The following is a 14,767-nucleotide window of genomic DNA, read 5'->3' as shown; positions in this document are numbered from 1 at the left end:
GGACTTGGTGGGGGGCGGCGGATCTGCGGCGTCGGATGAGCTGGGTGAGCCGGATGAGTCGGGCGAGGCGCGTGAGTCGAGCAAGTCAGGAGCGAGCGCGGCGCCTGGCGTCAGGGCGGGTCACCCGGACACCCGCTGGGCGAGGGCGGCCAGATGGAGGGCCAGGAAGTTGATCTCGGAATCGGGCAGCGTGGCCCCCAGTTCCGTCGCCGCGCGCGCTGCGGTGCGGCGGGCGCGCTCGACGGCCGCGGGATGGTCGGCCAGCTCGGCGGCTACCTGCTCGTCGGTCCCGAACTTCTCGATGGACTCACCGTCGAGCAGCCGGGTGAGGGCCATCATCAGATGGCTCGTCAGCATTCCTGCCGTCTCCTCGCTGACCGGAGCGCCCTCTTCGGCGAGTGCGGACAGCTCGGCGACCACGAAGTCGGCCACCTGAGGCCGGACTTGGCCGCCCTCACGGAAGAGCTGGATACGGAGTGCGAGCTGGTCGTCCACGGAGCCCTCCTCGAGGGGCGACAGAAATCGGGATTCTGGATTCTCACGGCGGTCCACGCCCAGCCGAGGCCGGGCGCATCCCCGGACGGGGACGGAGCCGCCAGTGGTCAGTACGAGGGCATCCGGTCTCCTCGTACGACCGCGGACTGGAGCTCTATCACCCGTTCGGGGTCGATGGCGTCCCGTATGGCGTGCAGTGCGGCGACGCTCTCGGCTCTGCCGATGACAGCGGCACTGGAGTTCCGCAGCGACAGATCCCGTGTTATTTCGTCGCCGAGCGGCAGCACGTCGATGCCGGCGTCGATACGGCCCTGCACCTCGTCCAGATTCCAGACGGTGGCATCCGCCTCGTTCTGGGCCAGCAGATCGGGCAGCTGCATATACGAGCACTCGACCCACTCGATGTCGTCCCGCTCGGCGAACGCCCGCTCCGCGAGCATCCGTTGGTCCTCCGAGGCGTGGTCGACCGCGACGCGCAGCCCCGGCTCATCCAGCGAGCCGCCCTCGCGCAGCAGCACGCCGTGGGCCCCGACATAGGTGGTGGGGCCGAGGTCCACCACGAGCGACAGGTCCTCCGGATACTCCTCGATCAGGCGGTCGGCGGCGAAGCGGGAGAGGACGACCAGGTCGGCCTTGCCCTCCAGCAGCGCCGTGGCCCGGCTGCCGGCGCCGCGCATGAAGGTGATGGCGAACGGCGTCCCGGCGTCGTCGAACGCGGCGCGCAGGCCCGTGGCCAGACCCTCATAACGCCGGGAGTAGGGCAGCGGCATCGCGGCGAGCAGCGTGCCCAGCCCGGAGAGCCGCCACAGGATCGCGCGGTCCGAGCGGACGAGGAAGGTGCCCAGGTGGCCGCGCGCCGCGGTCTCGATCGCTCCGGCCTCCTCCAGCAGCCGCAGCGCGGCCTGCACGGTGCCGTTGCCGCAGCCCAGCTCCTCGGCGAAGTCCCGGACCCGGGGCAGCCGCGTCTCCGGCTCGTACTCCAGCAGCAGGAGCGCGAGCTGACGGGCCGCCAGGCCGTTGCGGGTCAGGAACCGCTCGTCGTAACCATTCACGAGAGAACAGTAAACAGAATCCTGGATTCTTGACAAGACCCTTTCTCCGGACGCCAAGGCCCTTGCTTCCCGCGCGAGGAGGCCCCGTTCCGCCCACGGCCAGGCCCGGCGCGGCAGCCTTGCCCAGGTGGGCGCGGGTTCGAGTCGGCGGAGGCTCGCCACGCCGTGAACTGCTAGAAAAGGGAGATGCGCGGACTTTTCGGGCGCCTCTCTGCTCGGCGTGAACGGCACCGCCAAGTGCCGCCCACCGCCGCGCGCTCCGGCCAGGGCCAGGGCCAGGACCCGGGCCCGGGAGCCGAGAGCACCCCGCAGTCCGGCGGCTCCCCGGACGCCGGCCGGCACCCGCCTCCCGCACGCCGCTTCCGGATTCCGTTCGCACCCCGCACCGTGGCCGGGGAGGTCTTCGTCCTTCAAGTGGCGGTCATCGTGCTGCTCATGATCGCCGTCGTGGTGGCCTTCGTGCTGCACGCCCGCTGGGCCAGCACCCGGCAGGCGAGGAAGGAAGCCGTGTCCGTGGCGACGACCTTCGCACAGTCGCCGGACGTGGTGAAGAACCTGGATGTGCGGGACCCGACGGCGGAACTCCAGCCGCGTGCGGAGGCGGTACGGCGCTCCACAGCCGTCTCTTACGTGGTCGTCTGGAAGCCGAACGGGATCAGGGTCACGGCACCGGAGCCCGGCCTGATCGGCGAACGTGTCGTCGGGCCGTTCAAAAAGGCCGTCCGCCAAGCCCGCGAGGGCCGCTCCACCACCGAGACCCTCCAGGCGGCACCCGGCCTGACCGTGAACTCCGCCGTCCCCGTCATCCGGCCGGACGGCACCCTGGCCGGGCTGGTGTCCACGGGGGTCACGGTGTCGCGGGTGAACGAGGGTGTGAAGCGGCAACTTCCCGTGCTGCTCATGTCGGCGGCCGGCGCACTCGCCCTCGCCTCCGGCAGCTCCGCACTGGTCAGCAGGAGACTGCGGCGCCAGACGCGCGGGCTGGGCCCCGAAGAGATGACCCGCATGTACGAGCACCACGACGCGGTGCTGCACGCCGTACGGGAGGGGGTGCTCATCCTCGACCACGCAGGGCGCCTGGTGCTCGTCAACAGCGAGGCCCGGCGGCTGCTGGAGCTGCCCGAGGACGTGGAGGGGCGACGCATCGGCGAGGTGGGGCTGAGCGCGGGCATGGCCGAACTGCTGGCATCCGGCCGCACCGCCTCGGACGAGGTGCATCTGGCCAAGGGCAGACTGCTGGCCGTCAACGTCCGCTCCGCCCGCGGCGGGGAGGGAGCACCGGGCCGGGTCGCCACCCTGCGGGACACCACCGAACTTCACGCCCTGGAGGGCCGCGCCGAGGGGGCACGGGAGCGGCTGCGGCTGCTGTACGAGGCCGGGGTGCGGGTCGGCACCACACTGGATGTGGTCCGTACCGCCGAGGAGCTGACCGAGGTGGCGGTGCCCCGGTTCGCCGAATTCGCCACCGTGGAGCTGCTCGATCCGGTGCTCAGCGGCGAGGAGCCGTCGGCCGCGCGCACCGACATGCGCCGTACGGCGATGAGCGGCGTCCGCGACGACGCACCCCTGCTCCCGGTGGGCGAGGTCGTGCGGACCGTCGAGGCAGTGCCCGGGGAGGCCGATGAGGACGGCGCGCAGGCGGTGCTGCACGCCGATCTGCGCGAGGCGCACGACTGGCTGGCGCACAACCCCGAATCCGGCCGACTGGCCCTCGAGTACGGAATCCGTTCACGCATCAGCACCCCGCTGCGGGCCCGCGGTGTGGTGCTGGGCAGCGCCGACTTCTGGCGCACCGCTCAGAGCGAGCCCTACGGAGAGGAGGACCTGGCCTTCGCCGAGGAGCTGGCGGCACGGGCCGCGGTCAGCATCGACAACGCCCGCCGTTACACCCGGGAAAACGCCATGGCGGTCACCCTCCAGCGCAGCCTGCTGCCGCGCGGACTGCCCGAGCAGGACGCCCTGGAGGTGGCGTCACGCTACCGGCCCACCAGAGCCGGGGTGGGCGGCGACTGGTTCGACGTCATCCCGCTGCCCGGCGCCAGGGTGGCGCTGGTGGTGGGCGATGTGGTGGGCCACGGGCTGCACGCGGCGGCGACGATGGGCCGGCTGCGCACAGCAGTGCTCAATTTCTCCTCCCTGGACCTGGCCCCCGAGGAGCTGCTGGCGCACCTGGACGAACTGGTCGACAGAATCGACCAGGACCAGGAGAGCGAGGGCAGCGGCGCGACAGTCACCGGGGCCACCTGCCTGTACGCCATCTACGACGCAGTCTCCGGCCGCTGCACCGTCGCCCGGGCGGGCCACCCGGGACCGGCGGTGGTGCTGCCGGACGGCACCGTGGAGTACCCGGACGTACCCGTGGGGCTGCCGCTGGGTCTGGGCGGGGCGCCGTTCGAGACCGCCGAGCTGCGGCTGACTCCCGACAGTCAGCTGGTGCTGTTCACCGACGGGCTGGTGGAGGACCGCGAACGCGACTTCGACGACGGTCTCGCCCTCCTGCACGAGACGCTGACCGGGCACCCCGGCAGAGGCCCGGAGGACACCTGCCGGGCCGTTCTCGGCGCCCTGCTGCCCGCCGAGCCCAGTGACGATGTCGCGCTGCTGGTGGCCCGTGCCCGGGTGCTCGACCCGGAGCAGGTCGCGCAGTGGGACGTGCCCGCCGACTCCGGCGCGGTGGCCCCGTTGCGCGCACAGGTCGACCGGAAGCTGTCCCAGTGGGGGCTGGAGGAGACGTCTTTCACCACGGAGCTCATTCTCAGCGAGCTGGTCACCAACGCCATCCGCTACGGCAGCGAGCCCATCCGGGTCCGGCTGCTGCACCAGTCCAGCCTCACCTGTGAAGTGTCCGACGGCAGCAGCACCTCGCCCCATCTGCGCCGCGCCGCCGCCACGGAGGAGGGCGGGCGCGGCCTGTTCCTCGTCGCGCAGCTGGCCGAACGCTGGGGGACCCGCTATACGCCGTACGGGAAGGTGATGTGGACCGAGCAGAATCTCTTCCCTGAGGAGAGCGGCGGCCCGCAGCACCACGCAGACCAGCAGCACGCAGGTGGCCTCCTCGACCAGTGGGACGAGCCGCTGTGAGGGCGCCTGCCAGCGCCCATACGGTCGCAGCTGGGCCACACTTGGGCCATGCCTGGCCCCCTCCCGTCGAACGACCCGCACGCACCCGCGCCGCGTGGGCCGCACGAGCCGCATGAGCCGCGTGAACCGCACCCCGCGTCGCCCACCCTTGCGAGCCTGCTGGCGACCGGCGCGGGCGAGGCGCTGGAGCTGGTGACGGCGCCCCGCGGTACGGGTGTCCCGGTGCGCGGGGTGGGGGTCTTCGACGCCGGGGAGACCTTCGCGGCGCACGGGCAGGTGCTGCTGGCGCCCGGGGTGGACGACTCCTCCGAGGTCGCACCGCTGGTGCTGCGGTCCGCGGCGCGTGCGGGCGCCGTGGCCGTCGTCGTACGCCGCGGGGCGAGCGGGCCCGCCCAGCGGCTGCTGGAGGTCGCAGAGGAGACATCTACGGCACTGCTGACAAGGGCACCGTGGATCGAGTGGACCGAACTGATCGGCACGCTGCGCGCGGGGCTCGCGCACGGTGGTGGCCCGCCGGGCGGCGAATCCACGACCGATGTACCACTCGGCGACCTGTCCGCGCTGGCGCGCTCCTTCTCCGAACTGGTCGGCGGGGCCATCACCATCGAGGACCCGGACTCCCGGGTGCTGGCCTTCTCGCCGACCGAGCACGGCGCCGACCCGCTGCGCAGACAGACCATCCTGGGCCAGCAGGTGCCCAGATGGCGGCTTGCCGAGCTGGCCGCCAGCGGGTTTCTGCGCACCCTCTGGTCGACGGACGACGTGGTGCACCGTCCAGCAGAGGAGCGGTTCTCCGAACGACTGGCGGTCGCGGTGCGCGCGGGCGACGAAGTGCTCGGCTCCATCTGGGCCGCCGCCGACGGCAGCCCGCTGCGCCCCGAAGCCCGGCAGGCGCTGCGCGAGGCGGCCCGTACGGCAGCCCCGCATCTGCTGCACCACCGGCTGCGCACCCAGAACGGCTCGGCCCGCCGCGGACGAGCCGTACGGGCCCTGCTGGAGGGGACCGGAGAGGCCCGCGCCGCTGCCGCGACGCTCGGACTCACCCCGACAACCCCCTGCGTCGTACTGTCCGTCACCGCCCGCGAGAGCAGCCCGGCCGACGCAGAGGGCACCAGGGCAGCTCGGGAGCGGGCGCTGCGGCTGGCCGCGCTCCAGGTGACCGCGCACGAGCCGGCCGGATACGCACTGCGCGCCGGCGACCGGCTGGACGTGCTGCTGCCCCTCCCGGACGAAGAGCGCCCCGACACCGCCGGGCGCGCCCGCAGGCTGGCGCTCCAGCTCGCCGCAGCGGTGCGCGAGACGGGCGCCCGCCCTCTGGTCGCAATCGGCACCCCAGGGGCAAGCCCGGCCGATGCCGCACAGTCGCGTACGGCTGCCCATCTCGTTCTGAAGGTGCTGCGGGAGCGGTCGGCAGCCGCGCGGGACGGCGACGGCCAGTACGGCGACGTACAGGGCCCGCTGGAGGTCGCCGACGAGACGGACGTAAGGGCGGCACTGGACGCGCTGCGTGCGGTACAGGCGGTCGCCGAACTGGCGCCGCAGGTGGACGGCCCGGTGCGGGAGCTGCTGGCCCATGACGAGCAGCACCGCACCGATCTGGCGCCCACGCTGGGCGTCTACCTCAGCAGGTTCGGTGACGTGGCGGGCACCGCACGGCAACTGGGCATCCACCCCAACACCCTTCGCTACCGGCTGCGCAGACTCCGCGGTCACTTCGGGCTCGACCTCGGCGACCCGGACGTACGGCTGCTGGCGGAGCTGGGGCTTCGAGCGGCGGGCCGCTACCCGGCAGGACCGCCTTCCGGCCGGTCGTCCGTGTGACCCGCACAGGAGCGTTGTGACCCGCCCATGAGCGTTGTCCTGTTGCACCACTTTCCCGCCTACGGTGTGGTGCGACAGGACAACACGGCGCCGCCATAGGTCGGCCTGTTGTGCCGTACGCCCATCCATCAGCCGCAGTTTGGGCCCATCCTCCGCAGACAGCGCGTCCGCGCGCGGCGGAGAGTGGACTGAGTCCACCAGGTCAATCGTTTCCTGGCTGCACGAGAAGGGAGCCGCACGTGGTGCTGGATGCTGTGACCCGCAGACAGGACGCGCTCGTCGCAGCAGTGCGCGAAGGGCTGCTCGGGCCGGAGGCTCCTGTCGTCGCGCTGCTGGACGTCCAGGGCATCCGGGAGACCGCCCGTCAGCTGCATGCCGCGTTCGCCGGCCCCTCCCCCGTGCTGCACACCTTCGCCGTCAAGGCAGGCGCACTGGTGCCCGTACTGGAGCTGCTGGCCGCAGAGGGGGTTGGCTGCGAGGTGGCGAGCGCCGGCGAACTGACGCTCGCCCGCGCGGCCGGAGTCCCCGCCACGCGCACCGTCTTCGACTCCCCCGCCAAGACCGTCGGCGAGCTGCGTGACGCGCTGGAGAGCGGCGTGGCGGTCAACGCGGACAACCCGCAGGAGCTGGCCCGCCTCGACGCGCTGGTCGCCGAGCGGGCCGCCGCCGGGCGGGACCCGGGCGCACCTGTCGGGCTGCGGATCAACCCCCAGGTGGGCACGGGTTCCATCGGTGCGATGAGCACCGCTACGGCCACCTCGAAGTTCGGGGTGGCACTGCGCGACAAGGGCGTCGAACAGTGGGTCGTCGACAACGCTCTGGCCCGCCCCTGGCTGACCCGGCTGCATACCCACACCGGTTCGCAAGGGGTGCCGCTGGAGCTGATGGCCGAGTCCGTGCGGGTCGTCTTCGAGCTGGCCGAGCGGATCAACCGCGAGGCGGGCCGCACCCAGATCGACACCCTCGACATCGGTGGCGGCCTCCCGGTGAACTTCGCCGGCGATGAGACGGAGCCCTCCTTCGACGCATACGCGCGCCTCCTGCGCAGCACGGTGCCCGCTCTGTTCGACGGGCGGTACACCCTCGTCACCGAGTTCGGCCGCTCATTGCTGGCCAAACAGGGCTTCATCGCCGCACTGGTGGAGTACACCAAGTCCGCGGGCGGGCGGCGGATCGCCATCACCCACGCGGGCGCGCACGTGGCGACACGGACCGCGTTCGCGCCCGAATCCTGGCCACTGAGGGTGGGCGCTTTCGACGCACAGGGCGTACCCAAGAGCGCACCAGAGGTGGTGCAGGACGTGGCGGGGCCGTGCTGCTTCGCCGGGGATCTCATGGCGCGGGAGAGGTCACTGCCCGCACTGGAGCCCGGCGATGTGGTGGCCCTGTGGGACACCGGCGCCTACTACTTCTCCACGCCCTTCCAGTACAACAGCCTGCCCAGGCCGGCCGTACACGGCTTCTGGCGCGACAGTGAGGGCCGTATCCGCTTCTCACTGGTGCGACCGGCGCAGCAGATCGAGGAAATTCTCGCGGACAGTGGCGCGGCACAGTGTGGAGCGCTCACCTCCGGGACCGCACCCGCCCGCTGATCCGGTCCGGCGGCCCGGATAGGCTCCCGCACTGTTCTCAGAAGGGTCCGTTCCGCACGGGGGTCGAGTGTGTTTGGCTTTCTCCGCAAGTCTCCGATATTCCCCTGGGCGGGCAACCGGCTTCGGTCGGCCCGCTCCGGAGGCGAGACGGACCAGGCGGTGCTGCGCGGGCTCGCCTGCGGGGCACATCTGAAGTACGCCAACGGCGACCCGTGGAACACGGTCGCCGACCCGCGCCCTGCCCCCAAGTGGGAGCGCACCCGCCTGAAGACGATGTGGGGCGTCACCGACGCGCACCAGTGGCACGAGATGGTGCAGGAGCTCATCGATGGCCAAGTCTCCACCCCGATGTGGGACATGGCCATGGGAGCACGGGCAGCGCTCCTCGTACGGCAGGAGGTCACCCCGGCGGCCGGGCAGCCGATCTCCGAACAGGCGTGGAACGACGCTGTCGGCCAGTGGCTGGTGAATCAGCTCGGCCCCCGCCACCCGGAACTGAAGGAGACCTCCGCCGCCCTCCGCGAGACCATAGGCCGCATCCTCCGCTACGAAACCCACTTTCGCGAGGACGGTCTCCTCGCCCCGGACGCCCACATACGCCGCGCCCTCGCCTGGGACCTGGGCCGGGCCGCCAACATGGCCTGCTGGGGCGTCGACGCGGGCTTCGCGCGCCCCGACGAGGCCCGCGAAGCGTTGCGGGTCATCGGTGCCGCAGCCGCCGAGGAGTACGGCAACTGGACCAACTTCTCCCTCGGCTACGTGCTGGGCCGCTGCCTCCACTTCGACGAGGACACCTTCGGCTCCTGGTACCGCGAAGTCCGCGACTCCCACCGCCTGCTGACCACCGACAGCAAGAGCCCTTGGGTAGCGGTGGCGCTGGGACGCTGAGGCGCGGCACCTGACTCAGTTCGGGCCACCGGCACGTGCGGTGCGCGAGAGCGAGGCCGCTGTCGCCGTCGCTGTGCGGACGAACGCGGCGAGCGCCCGTGAGCGCGACTCCTCGGCCCAGGCGATCACCAGCCGGCTCGGACTCAGGTCCGCCACCGAACGGAAGGCGATCGCACGACCGTCGAAGCGCCGGGCGACCGATGTGGGGAGGAAGGTGACCGCGCGGCCCAGTTCGATCAGGCGCAGCGCCTCGGCCAGGTCGCTCACCACGGGTCCTGTGGTGTCGCCTTCTTCGTACGCGGACTCCGGGTCGTACCCGCGGTAGTACGCATCCACCTCGGGAGACTCCCCCGCCCACCGGGCGATGGGCTCACCGCGCAGATCCGCCAAGGTGAGCAAGTCCTCGGCCGCCAGCGGGTGACCGGAAGGCAGTGCGACCACGCGGGGCTCGCGGATCAGCTCCTCGTGGTCGAGCCCGGTGGCATCGAACGGCACCTGGATCAACGCCACGTCCGCCCGGCCGTCCCGCAGGCGCGGCACGAGCTCATCCGTGCCGACCAGCGCCAGCTCCGTCGGCGCGGACTCCGGCTGTCTTTCGTACGCGGCGATGCACGGGCCGAGCAGCCCTGCGTCACCGTCCGGTTTGGCGGCGACGACGAGCCTCGCGGCCGGCCCGGCGGCGCGGACAGTGGCACGTTCTGCGGCTTCGATCGCCGCGAGCGCGGCGGTGGCCCGGCCCAGCAGAACGCTGCCCGCCTCGGTGAGCTGCACGGTGCGCGTGGTGCGGTTCAGCAGTCGCACGCCAAGACGCCGCTCGACCCCCGCGATCGTCCGGGAGACCACCGACTGTGCCAGCCCGAGCCGTGCCGCTGCGGCGCCGAAGTGCAGCTCCTCAGCGACCGCGACGAAGCACCACAGCTCTCGCGTTTCCAGCCGTCCACCACCACTCATGCTGCGCAAGCATAAATGGCGCCCCTGTCGGCATTTCTGTTTCCCGCGGCGGGGGCGTTGGCTTGGCGTCATGACCGATCACAAGAGCGTGTTCCGCGCCTACCTCCATGCGTTCAACACCGGTGACCTGGAGGCTTTCGACGACCTCGTGACCGAGGACTACCGCAACCACGACCCGCTGCACCCCGACCCGGAACCGGGACCCGCTGGCCTGAAGCCGATCGTCAGCGAGCTGCGGGCCCAGGCCCCGGACCTGCGCTTCGAGGAAGTGCACCTGATCGTCGAGGACGATCTGCTCGCCGCCCATCTGCTCGTGCACGGCTTCGGGGAAGCCCCGGTTCGCCAAATCCAGATCGAACGCTTCGCCGGCGACCGGATCGCCGAGCACTGGCGCGCCACCGGTAGCGGGGCCTGAGCGCGCTTTCCGGACCCAGAGCCGGCTCATTTGTGGTCGCGCAGGAAGGCAGGGATCTCGTCGCGGGTCGGATAGTTCGGCAGGGGTGCCGGCTTGTCCTGAAGGAACGCGGTGATGACGTCGGCGGCCCGGTCGTTGTTGTCGTCCAGGCCGTTCCACATGTGGTGTCCGACTCCGGGCATGTACTGCGCGCGCTGGATGGCAGGGTTATTGGCAAGCGCGGCGGTCGCCCATTGACGGACCTGGGAGGAGCACTCGGCGATCATCAGCATCGCGGGGGTCCGGGAGCGCCTCAGCCGCGGGGCGATGGAGGGCGAGTCCTTGACGGTCTGCTGGACGCGGAGGCTGGCGGCGGGGCTGAAGGAGAAGTTCTGGGCGGTGTCCTCGGTGGGGATTCGGTGCGCGTCGCGCGCGCAGTAGGCGGATGCGGTGTCGCTGCCGAGGTCGGCGGCGGTGAAGGCGTTGTCGCCTTCGGCCTGGCCTATCAGTCCGGTGTCGGGGGTGAGGAGTCCGAGTCGCATGAGTCCGAGTGCCACGGCGTACCGGGGGACGTGCGTCGACCGCGGTCCGGTCGGGGCCGGCGCGAGGCCCCGTGCGGATGCCTGGCCCTTGTGCCCGGTGATGTGTGCGGTGGGGCCGTCCATGGGCCCGGGCTCGGCGACGATCGCCCGGTGCAGGCGTGCGGCGACGCCGGGGTCGGCCAGGGCCCGGGTGAGCACGACTCCGCCTCCGGAGAATCCGAGGATGTCGACCTTGCCCTTGTCCAGGCGGTCTACGAAGGCGGCGAGGTCACGGACCGACCTGGAGATCGTGTACTGGTCCATGGGGAGCAGGTCGCTTCGTCCGCCGCCGGCCTGTTCGTAGGCGTAGACGTCGTAGCCCTTGCGTGCCAGGAGTCGCAGAAATCGGTGGTCCTGCACCGAGATGCCGCGGACAGGCCCTCCGTGGAGGTACACGAACGGCACGGAATGCCGGGGGCCGGAGTTCGCGGGCGGGTAGTGATACACCGCGACCCGGCTGCCTGTGGCCAGGTTCCAGTGCTGCGTGGACACGAACGGCAGCGCGGACGGGTACCGCCGGGCCGTCGGCACGGTCGGGATGCATACCGTCGCCGTCAACGCCGCCGCGACGACCACCGGCAGGAACGGCACGAGCCGCGCCGGCCAGCTGCGGTGCCGCCCCCGCCACAGCGCGAAGACGGTCCCGGCCCCGAGGGTCGTCCCCCAAGCGGCGAGCCCCGAACCTGCCCCGTCCGTGAGGGCGATCAGTGCGAGAAAGACGACGACCAGCGTCACGAGGGCGGCCAGGGCCGGCAGTACACGTCCGATGAAGCGGACGAGACGTAGGACGGGCGGGGGCACGGCGGACCTCCAACAGTTTCGGAACGTTGTTTCAAAACGACGTTATCAGAGGGAGTAAGCTGCTGACCGTGGGTAGGCCGAGAACGAACGACGAGGCCGTCAAAGAGCGGCTTGTGGCGTGCGCGACCGAGATGCTCGCCACTCGTCCGCGGGAGTCGGTCACGGTCCGCGCCGTGGCCGCTGCCGCCGAGGCGTCGACAACGGCGGTGTACTCGTTGTTCGGCGGTAAGGACGGGCTGATCGGTGCGGTGCGCGACAGAGCCGTCGCCGGCCTCTTCCAGGACGTGTCGGCGGTGCAGACGTCCGCGGACCCTCTCGCCGACCTCTACGCGCTGGCCGCCGCCTACCGTCGTTGGGGGCGCGGACACAGCCACCTGTACATGGTGCTGTTCGGTGGTGTGCAGTCCTTCGACCCGTCGGGGGAGGTCGGTGCCCGTGACCCGATCCGTCCCCTCCTCGCGGCGATCGAGCGCGCCTTGGCGGCGTCCGTCCTCGCCGGCGACGCAACGGCGATCGCCCTGTCGATCTGGGGAACCCTGCACGGGCTCGTGACCCTCGAACTGGCTGGGGCCCTGGACTCCACCACGTCCGACGCCGCATTCCACTCGACGATTCACGCCACGCTGCGCGGATGGACGACCCCGGAGGTGTTCCGCAGTCTTCGCCAAGCCGAACCAGCTCGGTAGCAGGACCAGGGCCGGTGTCCACTCGGTCCACCACTCGTCCGAGATCGACCGGGGCCGACGCCGAAGGGGTCTTCCGGGTTGTACCTGAGCCGGCCCCGCGTCCCGATACGGAGCGAGCGGAGTTAGCAATGCGTGCCAGCTTCGCGCGCAATCGACCCGGAAGCGCCGCCTCCGCGCCTATGGTCCCCCCTTGTGGGCGTGACCCCCACGGCACGCCCTGCCGATCGATTCAGGGGGACCAGGAACGATGAACATCAACCGGCGTCAATTACTGCGTGGTTCACTGGCGGCAGCGGCTGCCGCAGGCCCGCTCGGGGCCCTTGCCTCCCCGGCGTACGGGGCGCAGCAGGCAGCCCCGGACCCGCGCGATCCGTACGACCTCGTTCTGCTGGACGTCGCGAACAAGAAGGTGCAGACCGTCAACACGGGACAGGTCAGGAACGGGCAGTTCGGCGACCCGATATCGACGTTCGCCACCGGCGGCTGGGACCCGCTGGAGTGCCGCTTCAGGGAGATCAGGGGCACCCGCGTCTTCATGGTCTGCGGAGGCAGCCCCGGTGACGGGAAGGTGACGATCCACCGGCAGTCCGACTCGAAGGCGCTGGGGTGGGACTCGGGTCTGAAGATCTTCCCGCACTGCATCGAGTACCTGCCGACAGCCGATGCCGTGATCGTCGTGGGGACGCGGGGGTTCGAGAAGGAGAACGCCCCGGAGACCCCAGAGGGGAAGCGGCCCGGAGGGAGTTACCAGCTCTACACGGCCCCGGACGGCAAGACGCCCGATTCGTTCAAGCGCATAAGGTCCGACCGGTTCCGCCAGGCTCATGGTGTGCTGTGGGACCCCAAGATGCAGCTTCTGTGGATATACGGCGGGGACAAGCTCCAGGCGTTCGAGGTGAAGGGGCACCGGGAGAGCACCTATCTCGCCCCGAAGCAGTTCCTGCAGCGCAGTGAATTCGAGAACGGTCACGACCTGCAGCCCGACTACGTGTATCCGCAGTTCTTCTGGGCGACGGGAACCCACCGCATCTTCAAGATCGACAAATCGGGAGCCGAGCCGGTCGAGGTGTGGAGCCATCCGACGCCGGAGGTGAAGTCCTTCTCCCGGCATGAGAAGGGCCGCGGCATCTATACGAGCGCACACGGCACGGGCAATGCCTACGGCAATGATCAGGTCCACTTCCTCTGGCCCCCGTGGGGCCCGCCCGAGAACATCAGGTTCATCGACCGCAAAGACCCCAAGGCGAGGAAGAGCCGCATCTACAAGGCGCGGCTGACCAACCACGAGCTCCCTGGCGCGTAGCCCTCCCCCAGCGGCCCCGGCCCCGGTCGGCGGGGGCCGGGGTTCTCAGCACGCCCCCAGCCTTTTCACAGCCGTTTCTCAGGTTCGGCGGGCACGCTGGCCCGCATGGATGAGAAGGCGGCGTTGCGGCGGCCTGATGGCAGTGCGGTGCGGATTCTGGTGGTGGACGACGAACCGTCGCTCACGGAGCTGCTGTCGATGGCTCTGCGGTACGAGGGGTGGCAGGTGCGGGCGGAGGGCGGCGGTGACGCCGCTGTGCGTACCGCGCGGGAGTGGCGTCCGGACGCGGTGGTGCTCGATGTGATGCTGCCCGACGCCGACGGGTTCACCGTGCTGCGGCGGCTGCACGCGGTGAGCCCCGGGATCCCGGTGCTGTTCCTGACCGCGCGGGACGCGGTGGAGGACCGGATCGCGGGGCTGACGGCGGGCGGCGACGACTATGTGACCAAGCCGTTCAGCCTGGAAGAGGTTATCGCCCGGCTGCGCGGGCTGCTGCGGCGTGCCGGGGCCGGGGCTGCCGGGCGTTCGTCGTCACTGCTGGTGGTCGGCGATCTGACGCTGGACGAGGACACCCATGAGGTGACGCGGGACGGTACGGAGATCCAGCTGACCGCCACCGAGTTCGAGCTGCTGCGCTATCTGATGCGGAACCCGAAACGGGTGCTGAGCAAGGCGCAGATCCTGGACCGGGTGTGGTCCTACGACTTCGGCGGCCAGGGCAACGTCGTGGAGCTGTACATCTCGTATCTGCGGCGGAAGATCGACGCGGGGCGGGCGCCGATGATTCACACGCGGCGCGGCGCGGGCTATCTGCTCAAGCCTGCCGCGGCGTAAGGAGAGGAACGGGTATGTCCGGCCTCTTCGCCCGGCTGCGTGGGACGCTGCGGGTGCCCCGCTCACTGCGGGCCCGGCTGGTGCTCTCGGCCGTCGCGATGATCGCGGTGGTGGCCGCGGTGATCGGTACGGTGACCACGATCGCGCTGCACACCTATCTGTACCAGCAGCTCGACAGCCAGCTGAAGGACGTCACCTTCCGCGCCGCCGGGCCGGGGCCGCCCGGGCATCCGCGGCCGCCGGGGCTGGAGAAGCTGCGGTTTCTGGGGGTGGGCGGGCAGCCGGTGG

At 71.0% G+C, this 14,767-nt stretch carries 12 protein-coding genes and 1 pseudogene; 9 read left to right on the top strand and 4 right to left on the bottom strand.

The window, feature by feature from the left end:
* Positions 1 to 120: 120 nt before the first annotated feature.
* Positions 121 to 495 (bottom strand): PRD domain-containing protein, encoded by a 375-nt coding sequence (locus ITI46_RS28215; protein WP_209242737.1) that lies wholly within the window; start codon positions 493 to 495, stop codon positions 121 to 123.
* Between the two features lie 107 nt (positions 496 to 602).
* Positions 603 to 1,547, bottom strand: coding sequence for a GntR family transcriptional regulator YhfZ (gene yhfZ, locus ITI46_RS28210; RefSeq protein WP_209242736.1), 945 nt, complete (start codon positions 1,545 to 1,547; stop codon positions 603 to 605).
* Between the two features lie 186 nt (positions 1,548 to 1,733).
* On the opposite strand from yhfZ, the gene ITI46_RS28205 reads away from it, so the two are divergent.
* From ITI46_RS28205 to ITI46_RS28190, 4 genes are all read left to right on the top strand, one after another.
* Positions 1,734 to 4,628: a SpoIIE family protein phosphatase gene (locus ITI46_RS28205; protein ID WP_372452093.1), complete on the top strand. Its 2,895-nt coding sequence runs from the start codon at positions 1,734 to 1,736 to the stop codon at positions 4,626 to 4,628.
* 48 nt (positions 4,629 to 4,676) lie between these two features.
* Positions 4,677 to 6,449 (top strand): PucR family transcriptional regulator, encoded by a 1,773-nt coding sequence (locus ITI46_RS28200; protein ID WP_209242735.1) that lies wholly within the window; start codon positions 4,677 to 4,679, stop codon positions 6,447 to 6,449.
* Between the two features lie 239 nt (positions 6,450 to 6,688).
* Positions 6,689 to 8,041: a type III PLP-dependent enzyme domain-containing protein gene (locus ITI46_RS28195; protein WP_209242734.1), complete on the top strand. Its 1,353-nt coding sequence runs from the start codon at positions 6,689 to 6,691 to the stop codon at positions 8,039 to 8,041.
* 69 nt (positions 8,042 to 8,110) lie between these two features.
* Positions 8,111 to 8,929 carry a DUF1266 domain-containing protein gene (locus tag ITI46_RS28190; RefSeq protein WP_209242733.1) on the top strand — a complete coding sequence of 273 codons (819 nt, stop codon included), beginning with the start codon at positions 8,111 to 8,113 and terminating at the stop codon, positions 8,927 to 8,929.
* 15 nt (positions 8,930 to 8,944) lie between these two features.
* Here ITI46_RS28190 and ITI46_RS28185 read toward each other — a convergent pair whose 3' ends face one another.
* A complete protein-coding gene (locus tag ITI46_RS28185; protein ID WP_247746714.1) occupies positions 8,945 to 9,880 on the bottom strand; it encodes a LysR family transcriptional regulator in 936 nt (311 codons plus the stop codon).
* 70 nt (positions 9,881 to 9,950) lie between these two features.
* Between ITI46_RS28185 and ITI46_RS28180 the strand changes: the two genes are divergently transcribed.
* Positions 9,951 to 10,295: an ester cyclase gene (locus ITI46_RS28180; protein ID WP_209242732.1), complete on the top strand. Its 345-nt coding sequence runs from the start codon at positions 9,951 to 9,953 to the stop codon at positions 10,293 to 10,295.
* A 26-nt stretch (positions 10,296 to 10,321) separates the two neighbouring features.
* Here the strand turns inward: ITI46_RS28180 and ITI46_RS28175 are convergent, their stop codons facing one another.
* Positions 10,322 to 11,656, bottom strand: a complete 1,335-nt coding sequence (locus ITI46_RS28175; protein ID WP_209242731.1) for an alpha/beta hydrolase — start codon at positions 11,654 to 11,656, stop codon at positions 10,322 to 10,324.
* Positions 11,657 to 11,724: 68 nt separating this feature from the next.
* Between ITI46_RS28175 and ITI46_RS28170 the strand changes: the two genes are divergently transcribed.
* The 4 genes and pseudogenes from ITI46_RS28170 to ITI46_RS28155 all read left to right on the top strand — a co-directional run.
* A complete protein-coding gene (locus tag ITI46_RS28170) occupies positions 11,725 to 12,342 on the top strand; it encodes a TetR/AcrR family transcriptional regulator (protein WP_209242730.1) in 618 nt (205 codons plus the stop codon).
* A 247-nt stretch (positions 12,343 to 12,589) separates the two neighbouring features.
* On the top strand, positions 12,590 to 13,645 hold the full coding sequence (locus ITI46_RS28165) for a twin-arginine translocation signal domain-containing protein (protein WP_209242729.1): 1,056 nt from the start codon (positions 12,590 to 12,592) through the stop codon (positions 13,643 to 13,645).
* A 105-nt stretch (positions 13,646 to 13,750) separates the two neighbouring features.
* On the top strand, positions 13,751 to 14,479 hold the full coding sequence (locus tag ITI46_RS28160) for a response regulator transcription factor (protein WP_280634844.1): 729 nt from the start codon (positions 13,751 to 13,753) through the stop codon (positions 14,477 to 14,479).
* Between the two features lie 14 nt (positions 14,480 to 14,493).
* Positions 14,494 to 14,767: pseudogene (locus tag ITI46_RS28155) on the top strand (two-component sensor histidine kinase); the annotation flags it as partial.

Origin of the sequence: Streptomyces oryzae (genome assembly GCF_017676365.1) — a bacterium.
Lineage (GTDB): Bacteria > Actinomycetota > Actinomycetes > Streptomycetales > Streptomycetaceae > Streptomyces > Streptomyces oryzae.
This window is presented reverse-complemented; position numbering and strand designations above follow the sequence as displayed.

Excerpts from the sequence above, each read along its gene's own strand:
- ITI46_RS28205 (WP_372452093.1), top strand. The coding sequence starts at position 1,734 with ATGCGCGGACTTTTCGGGCGCCTCTCTGCTCGGCGTGAACGGCACCGC.
- ITI46_RS28200 (WP_209242735.1), top strand. The coding sequence starts at position 4,677 with ATGCCTGGCCCCCTCCCGTCGAACGACCCGCACGCACCCGCGCCGCGT.
- ITI46_RS28185 (WP_247746714.1), bottom strand. The coding sequence starts at position 9,880 with ATGAGTGGTGGTGGACGGCTGGAAACGCGAGAGCTGTGGTGCTTCGTC.
- ITI46_RS28180 (WP_209242732.1), top strand. The coding sequence starts at position 9,951 with ATGACCGATCACAAGAGCGTGTTCCGCGCCTACCTCCATGCGTTCAAC.
- ITI46_RS28165 (WP_209242729.1), top strand. The coding sequence starts at position 12,590 with ATGAACATCAACCGGCGTCAATTACTGCGTGGTTCACTGGCGGCAGCG.
- ITI46_RS28160 (WP_280634844.1), top strand. The coding sequence starts at position 13,751 with ATGGATGAGAAGGCGGCGTTGCGGCGGCCTGATGGCAGTGCGGTGCGG.